Source organism: Burkholderiales bacterium (assembly GCA_013695435.1).
In the GTDB taxonomy this organism is placed as follows: domain Bacteria; phylum Pseudomonadota; class Gammaproteobacteria; order Burkholderiales; family JACMKV01; genus JACMKV01.
The window spans coordinates 1-7,466 of the sequence record JACDAM010000197.1 but is presented as its reverse complement, the minus strand read 5'-3'; the positions used below and the strand labels follow the sequence as shown (position 1 = coordinate 7,466).

General features: G+C 57.8%; 9 protein-coding genes. 1 reads left to right on the top strand and 8 read right to left on the bottom strand.

Translation table 11 applies throughout. From position 1 onward, the window contains the following. The 8 genes from H0V78_10025 to H0V78_09990 form a co-directional block, all read right to left on the bottom strand. Positions 1-355, bottom strand: a 355-nt coding sequence (locus H0V78_10025) for a hypothetical protein (protein ID MBA2352096.1), incomplete at its 3' end; no start/stop codon positions are given. A gap of 129 nt (positions 356-484) precedes the next feature. Next, positions 485-1,081 (bottom strand): SRPBCC family protein, encoded by a 597-nt coding sequence (locus H0V78_10020; GenBank protein MBA2352095.1) that lies wholly within the window; start codon positions 1,079-1,081, stop codon positions 485-487. 60 nt (positions 1,082-1,141) lie between these two features. Then, positions 1,142-2,239: a quinolinate synthase NadA gene (gene nadA / locus H0V78_10015; GenBank protein ID MBA2352094.1), complete on the bottom strand. Its 1,098-nt coding sequence runs from the start codon at positions 2,237-2,239 to the stop codon at positions 1,142-1,144. Between the two features lie 77 nt (positions 2,240-2,316). Beyond that, positions 2,317-2,769, bottom strand: coding sequence for a dihydroneopterin triphosphate diphosphatase (gene nudB, locus H0V78_10010; protein MBA2352093.1), 453 nt, complete (start codon positions 2,767-2,769; stop codon positions 2,317-2,319). A 27-nt stretch (positions 2,770-2,796) separates the two neighbouring features. Continuing rightward, entirely contained in the window at positions 2,797-3,714 is a 918-nt protein-coding gene (locus H0V78_10005; protein ID MBA2352092.1) for a restriction endonuclease, read from the bottom strand. 13 nt (positions 3,715-3,727) lie between these two features. After that, complete coding sequence (gene aspS, locus H0V78_10000; protein ID MBA2352091.1) at positions 3,728-5,515, bottom strand: aspartate--tRNA ligase; 1,788 nt, start codon at positions 5,513-5,515, stop codon at positions 3,728-3,730. A 54-nt stretch (positions 5,516-5,569) separates the two neighbouring features. Then, a complete protein-coding gene (locus tag H0V78_09995; protein MBA2352090.1) occupies positions 5,570-6,190 on the bottom strand; it encodes a DUF502 domain-containing protein in 621 nt (206 codons plus the stop codon). A 2-nt stretch (positions 6,191-6,192) separates the two neighbouring features. After that, entirely contained in the window at positions 6,193-6,597 is a 405-nt protein-coding gene (locus H0V78_09990; protein ID MBA2352089.1) for a zinc ribbon domain-containing protein, read from the bottom strand. A 518-nt stretch (positions 6,598-7,115) separates the two neighbouring features. Here H0V78_09990 and H0V78_09985 point away from each other — a divergent pair. Further along, entirely contained in the window at positions 7,116-7,376 is a 261-nt protein-coding gene (locus H0V78_09985) for a hypothetical protein (GenBank protein MBA2352088.1), read from the top strand. The last annotated feature ends 90 nt before the right edge of the window (positions 7,377-7,466 follow it).

Below are 7,466 nucleotides of genomic sequence, written 5' to 3'. Positions count from 1 at the left end.
GTTCGTTGCGTGCCTGCAGACCCTTTTCTTCCATCTGCTGTTCGAGCTGCGCGACACGGGCGAAATCGGGCTCGGCGTTCGCCAGTTCCTGCTTCAGAGATTCGCCGAACTGTTTTCTGTCGGCGCGCCGTTCCTTATGCAGCACAGCTTTTCTGTCCGCAATCTGCTGCCACGCGAAATCCTGCCCCGGATTCAGCTTGAGATCCGCTTTGAGTTTCGCCCATCGCTCGGCGTGATGCCGGACATGGTGCTCGCCGGATTTGCCGGCATGAGGTTCAGACCGCTCGGGTGCGGCAATCGCAATGCCTGCGGAAAACAATGCGGCAATGGCGGGAATCATTATCAGACGTTTCATGGAGTACTCCTGGTAGTGTCGGTTTTCGACGCAAAGTTAGAGCGCGCTACTGCCCGATTGTCTTTTCCGAAGCGGGACTTTTTTGTAAGGAAATGCAACTGAACGAGAGGCGCGAACGATCGGGAGGAATTACGGCAACGAACGCAATGATGACGAATGCGCTGCACGCCGCTCCATCTCGCGCACCAGGCCGTCGAGCTGCAGCCGCACATCGCGGCGAATGACGGCCGGCCCGATCAGCGGCGGCACCCAGAATTGCGGCTTCATGCGCGCGCGGTAGCGGACGTGAACCGGGGCGCTCCCTTCAAGCCGCCACACGCCTTCCATCTGTTCGATGTTGCCGCCGACCGCGTGAAAACGTATCGACTCGAACGGCGTCTCGTCCATTTGCAGCACGATTTCGATCGGGAAGTGATAGAACAGAAAACCGCCCTCGCCGAGTTGTTCGACACGGATAGGCTCGCTGCCGGTGCTGACGACCCCGCTCTTGTGCATGCCCGGAATGAAATCGGCCAGATGTTCGTAATCGGTTAGCACCTGCCAGGCCAGTCGGGCATCGACGGGCGCCGAGATGCTCGCTTCGACCGTGATGAGGCCATTGACGCGCTCGACGTTGACCGTCGGCTCGGCTTTCGAGCCATGCGCCGCAATAGGCACCAACATCAGCGATGCCGTCATTGCGAGGAGCGTAAGCGACGCGGCGATCAGTACGCCGCGAAATGTCATCAGCTTTGACGGCGGAATTGAATGCCGACGCGCGCGATGGGGGCGAATCAGGAAATGGGGTCAGGAAATATCGAGCATGCGCTGCAGCGCAAGCCGCGCCAGGTCAGCCTCGTCTTTGGGCACCGAAATCCTGTTCACCACCTTGCCCGCGGCGAGATTCTCCAGGCTCCACGCCAGATGCTGCGGATCGATGCGCGCCATGGTCGAGCACATGCAAACCGTCGGCGCCATGAATTGCACGATCTTGCCTTCGTGTTTGACTTCCTCGGCGAGGCGATTGACGAGGTTCAATTCGGTGCCGACCAGCCAGCGCGTGTTGGGCGCCCCGGCCTTGACCGTCTTCAGAATGTATTCGGTCGAGCCGACGTAATCGGATGCCTTGCACACCTCGAAATTGCACTCCGGGTGCGAGATGACGATGCCGTCCGGATACAGATTGCGGAAGCGGATGACGTGCTGCGGCTGGAACATCTGGTGCACCGAGCAATGACCCTTCCACAGCAGGATTTTGGCATTACGGAGTTGTTCGGGCGTCAGGCCGCCGAGCGGCTGATCGAAATCCCAGACGACCATCTGTTCCTGCGGAATGCCACGCTGAAAACCGGACCAGCGGCCGAGATGCTGATCCGGGAAAAACAGCACTTTTTCGCGGCGCGCGAGCGACCACTCGAGAATCTTCCCGGCGTTGCTCGACGTGCATACGATACCGCCGTGCTCGCCGCAAAACGCCTTGAGGTCGGCCGCGGAATTGATGTAGGTGACCGGCGTGATCGTCTCGTCCGGATTCAGCACTTCCGACAATTCGCGCCACGCGCGCTCGACCTTGCCAAGATTCGCCATGTCGGCCATCGAGCAGCCGGCGTTGAGATCGGGCAGCACGACCGTGCGTTGGCCGTGCGTCATGATATCGGCGACTTCGGCCATGAAATGCACACCGCAGAACACGATGAATTCGGCATCGGTCTCTGAGGCAAGCTTTGACAGCTTCAGCGAATCACCGGTCAGATCGGCGTGCTTGTAAACGTCGGCGCGCTGGTAATGGTGACCAAGGATGACAAGTCGCTTGCCGAGCGCGGCCTTGGCCGCATGGATGCGAGCCTCGCAGGCGTCGTCCTGCAGCTTGTCGAAACGGTCGAACGCGATCGCAGCGGTTTGCATGGCATTACCTCCCAGCAGGAAGCGAAGATTACAAGACTAAGACACGATAACGGACTGGGTGTTGCATCGCAAAAAGACTAACCCGCAAACTTCTCCGGCAGCTTCAGGATCGCGGCCTTGTTCGTCCACGAAAATACCTTTTCGGCGGCTTCCTGCCAGGGCAACCAGATAAAACCCAGATGCTCGCGCGCGTGCACGGTCACGGTATCCGCTCGCGACACGCAAAGGCCAAACACGTGCTCGGTATTGCGCGTAACGCCCGGTTCATATCGGTGCCGCCATTCCTCGAAGATCTCGAACTCGTATTGCAGATTCCAGTCCGTCAATACATGACGGCTAGCGTCGATCCGGGTTTCCTCGAACACCTCGCGCTGCGCGGCCCTGGCGTGCAGCTCATCGGCATCGAGGCTGCCGGTCACCGACTGCCAATAGCCGGGGTGATCGGCGCGTTCGAGTAGCAGCACGAGCAACGTCGGCGTATGGATGACGACGAGTACGGAAATCGGGGTTTTATATACTCGTTCTGGCAGCACAAAATATCACAGCTGATTGTGCGGTCATTCGTCAGAAAAATAATCTGAATCGATTCTTTTGATATCGAAGGATCTGACGGAACTGACACCGACATTATTTTCCAGCATAAGCCTAGCTAACGAAGCTCCGTCAATAAGTACAACCTTGTTAGAAATATTTTCGACGTAGGCTTGGGAGTCCTTGGTAAAACACGAAGTGGTGATGAAAACACCTTTATGCGCGCGCTTACCCTGTAGCGCGCCGACAAATTTCATGATTTCAGGTCTTCCGACGACACCGCTATCCCAACGCTTGGCTTGAATATAAATGGCATCGAGCCCTAATCGATCTTCATTGATGATGCCATCGATACCCTCGTCGCCGCTTCCGCCAATAGCTCTGCCGGCGTCTTGCCGCGTCCCTCCATAACCCATTTTTACAAGCAGTTCCACGACAAGGCGCTCGAAGAACGCAGGAGAGCATTCTTTGACTCGCTGCAAGACTTCGATTGCCAAAGCCTCGTTGACGATTCGGTACGACTGCTCCAGAAGCTCTTCTGGCGTTTGTTCTTGAGGCGCGGCAACTTCCTCCCTCCGCGCGCTATCGTTCTCGTCACGTTTACGCTCCTTAAACTGGACGTACTCCGGATACCGCTCAAGCAATCGCATATTGATCAGCTGAGGGTTTTCGCGCAACAGGTCTTTACCTCGTTGAGTAATCTTGAAGCAACTTCGTCGAGTATTTTCAATCAATCGAGCTTGCTTCATATAGCTTCTCGCCCAATGCACACGGTTATTAAAGCGTGCCTGCTGTCCGCTCGGCAACATTTCGGCACGCTCTTCGAATGTCAAACCAAAAAATTCGGCGAGCGCTTCGATTTCTCCCTGCAAAGAATGCTCGGCGCCGTCTTCAGCTCTTTTCAGAAGAGGCAGCATAATGGACTGGAAATCAGGAATCGACACGCGTACTTTTTACTTAATTGGGCACTGCTGAATTCTCGACCTGCCGCAGCCGTATATGCAATTCCCTTAACTGCTTTTCATCGACGCTGCTCGGCGCCTGCGTCATCAGGCATTGCGCGCGCTGGGTTTTCGGGAATGCGATGACGTCGCGGATCGAGGTTGCGCCGGTCATCAGGGTGACGATGCGGTCGAGGCCGAAGGCGATGCCGCCGTGCGGCGGGGCGCCGTATTGCAGGGCGTCGAGCAGGAAGCCGAATTTGGCGCGCGCTTCTTCAGCGCCGATATTCAGCGCGCGGAACACTTTCGACTGCACGTCCTCGCGATGAATACGCACCGAGCCGCCGCCGATCTCCCAGCCGTTCAACACCATGTCGTAAGCTTTCGACAGCGCTTTGCCGGGATCGGATGAGAGACAATCTTCGTGGCCTTCCCTGGGTGCGGTAAACGGGTGGTGCAGCGCGTTCCAGCGTTTTTCCTCGTCGTCGTATTCGAACATCGGGAAATCGACGACCCACAGCGGCCGCCAGCCTTTTTCCGCGAAGCCGCGCTCATGGCCGATCTTGACGCGTAACGCGCCGAGGGCGTCGTTGACGACTTTCGCCCGGTCCGCGCCAAAGAACACGAGATCGCCGTTCTGCGCTTTGCTTCGGCGAAGTATTTTGTCGACCACGCCTTCCGGCAGAAATTTGACGATGGGCGATTGCAGGCCCGCGACGCCTTTGGCGATATCGTTGACCTTGATGTACGCCAGCCCTTTCGCGCCATAAATCGCGACGAATTGCGCGTAATCGTCGATCTCCTTGCGGCTCGATTCGCCGCCGCCCGGGACGCGCAAGGCGGCGACGCGGCCGTCTTTCAAATCGGCTGCCGAGCGGAAAACCTTGAAGTCGACTTCGCGCATCAGGTCGGTCAGTTCGGTCAGTTCCAGAGGCACGCGCAGATCGGGCTTGTCCGAGCCGTAGCGCGCCATCGCTTCCTCGAAAGTCATGCGCGGGAACGGATTCGGCAGCGCAACGTCGAGCACGGCGTTGAAAAGCTGGCGCATCATCTCTTCCACCAACGCCGTGATGCCAGCCTCGTCCATGAACGACGTTTCGATATCGATCTGCGTGAATTCGGGCTGACGATCGGCGCGCAAATCCTCGTCGCGAAAGCATTTGGTGATCTGGTAATAGCGATCGAAGCCGGCGATCATCAGGAGCTGCTTGAACAACTGCGGCGATTGCGGCAGCGCGAAGAACTGGCCGGCATTAACGCGTGACGGCACCAGATAATCGCGCGCGCCTTCGGGCGTCGAACGCGTCAGCATCGGCGTTTCGATATCGATGAAGCCGTGCTGATCGAGGAACTGGCGCACCGCCATCGCGACCTTGTAGCGCAAGCGCAGGTTCTTCTGCATCTCGGGCCGGCGCAGGTCGAGGAAGCGGTATTCGAGGCGCACCGTCTCGCTCGTTTCTTCGTCGTCCATCAGGAACGGCGGCGTAAGGGCCGGATTCAATACTTCGATTTCCCTGGCGACGACCTCGATTTCGCCGGTCTTCAAATTGGCGTTGGCCGTACCCGGGGGGCGCTCGCGCACCTCGCCTGCGATGCGCAGAACGAATTCGTTGCGTATCGTTGCGGCGACCGCGAAGCTCGCGGCATCTTCCGGATTGCAGACGATCTGCACCAAACCTTCGCGGTCGCGCAAATCGATGAAAATGACCCCGCCGTGGTCGCGGCGGCGATGCGCCCAGCCGCACAGGGTAACGGTTTCGCCAAGGTATTCTCGCGTGATGTTGCCGCAGTAGTCGGTGCGCATAGAATTGAAAAATAGGCGCGGCGCGAATTGCGCAGGGGGGTTTACGGGGAAACGCTACAACGCGCGCAGGATGGTTTTCGGGCTTCTCGTACCGGGGGTGACCACACCCATGGAGATGATGTATTTCAGGGCCTCGTCGACACTGATATCGAGTTCGATGACATCGCTCTTCGGCATCATCAGGAAAAACCCCGAGGTCGGATTCGGCGTTGTCGGCACATAAACGCTGACGAATTCACCCGGCAAATGATTGATGACATCGCCGCCCGGGGTGCCCGTCAGGAAGGCGATCGTCCATGAACCGGGGCGCGGATATTGCACGAGCAAAGCTTTGCGGAAAGCCTGCCCGGTCGAGGAGAACAACGTATCCGAAACCTGCTTGACGCTCGAATAGACCGATTTGACGACGGGAATACGGCCCAGCAGGCTTTCCCACATTAGCCAAAGGCGCTGGCCGAGGATGTTGGTCGCGGCGATACCGCTGGCGAATACCACGATCAAGGTCAGAATGACGCCGAGGCCGGGAAGGTGGAAACCGAGCCAGTTGCGCGTTTGAAACGCATCGGGCAGCAGCAACAGGCTCTGATCCATGATTCCGATCAGCAGGCTCAGCACCCAGAGCGTGATGCCCAGCGGCACCCAGATCAGAAGCCCGGTGATGAAATAGCGGCGCACGTTCACTGTGGAGAGGGGCAAGACGGCTCCGCGCTACCAGCTTTTTTGATGGAATCCGGCGATTTCGAGTCCGCGGCAGGCCTGGATGTTTCTGCCGGCGTATCGGTTGTATCGGCTTTATTGCCGGCGCCCGCTTTTTCAGCCTTGCCGGCGTCGGCTTTTTCAACCGCTTGTTCGCCCGCTTTTTCACTATCGCCATCGGCCGGCTTTTGCTGCGGTTTACCGCCATTCTTGAAATCGGTCGCGTACCAGCCCGTGCCTTTTAGGTGGAATCCCGCGGCGGTGACCATTTTGCTGAGCGTACCCTGGCCGCATTCGGGACAAGCGGTCAGCACCGGAGCGCCCATCTTTTGCAGGAACTCCTTCTGGAATCCGCATGACTTGCAACGATATTCGTAAATTGGCATAGGTGGTGGACAGAAACGATATAGCAATCGGGAAAGTCGGCGATTATACCGTAAACCCTATTGGGACAAGGTCGGCCGATGGCAAGCTCTACCGCAATCCCTCGCCTGTCAGGCCGGCTCGCGCTTCGTTTCGCGGAATCATTTCAAGTGGACGCGGTCTTTCTCGGGTCCGGATTCACTCGGGCATCCGTTGCAGCACGGAAATCGTACAGCCTGGAGTCGAGCAGCTTTCGCCTGACTCTGGTGAAGTCCGGTATCGAGGCGAAGATTTCCCGGGCTCGCATTCTTTACCGAATCCTTACCGGTAAAGCGCGACCACGCACATAACCGGACTGTCCAACTTGCCATGCAGCAATCATTCGGCAGGCCGCTGTAAGGCCACGGTCTAGGCTACGACTCAACAGGTAAACCAGAATCGTTTCATCGCGTTAAATTTGGCAGTAAATGCGGGGGCACCGGACCGCATGGCATTCAAGCAATCAACCGGGCATTTTTATTCAAATCAGGAGAACGTAAATATGAACGCTATTAAAAAACTGACTGGTGTCGCTATCGCCGCTGCCGCTGCGGGTATGTTCATGACAGTAGGCGTTGGCAACGCAGTCGCCGCCGAAAAAGGCAAAACCATGTGCGAAGGCGTCAACGCGTGCAAAGGCAAGGGCGCCTGCAAAACCGCCACCAGCGCTTGCCAAGGCCAGAATGCCTGCAAAGGCAAGGGCGCAATGGAAATGAGCGAAGCCGATTGCAAAGCCGCTCAGGAAAAAGCCAAGAAAAGCTAAGCTTCAAGCCGAAGAGCGGACGCCTCGCCCCAGGCCGGGCGTCCGGCTTGTAATTGCACCCCCCGGCTATTGATCCCGCCAGGTTTTCAA

Coding starts and splice junctions, on each gene's coding strand:
- H0V78_10020 (MBA2352095.1), bottom strand. CDS start 1,081: ATGACATTTCGCGGCGTACTGATCGCCGCGTCGCTTACGCTCCTCGCA.
- nadA (MBA2352094.1), bottom strand. CDS start 2,239: ATGCAAACCGCTGCGATCGCGTTCGACCGTTTCGACAAGCTGCAGGAC.
- aspS (MBA2352091.1), bottom strand. CDS start 5,515: ATGCGCACCGACTACTGCGGCAACATCACGCGAGAATACCTTGGCGAA.
- H0V78_09990 (MBA2352089.1), bottom strand. CDS start 6,597: ATGCCAATTTACGAATATCGTTGCAAGTCATGCGGATTCCAGAAGGAG.
- H0V78_09985 (MBA2352088.1), top strand. CDS start 7,116: ATGAACGCTATTAAAAAACTGACTGGTGTCGCTATCGCCGCTGCCGCT.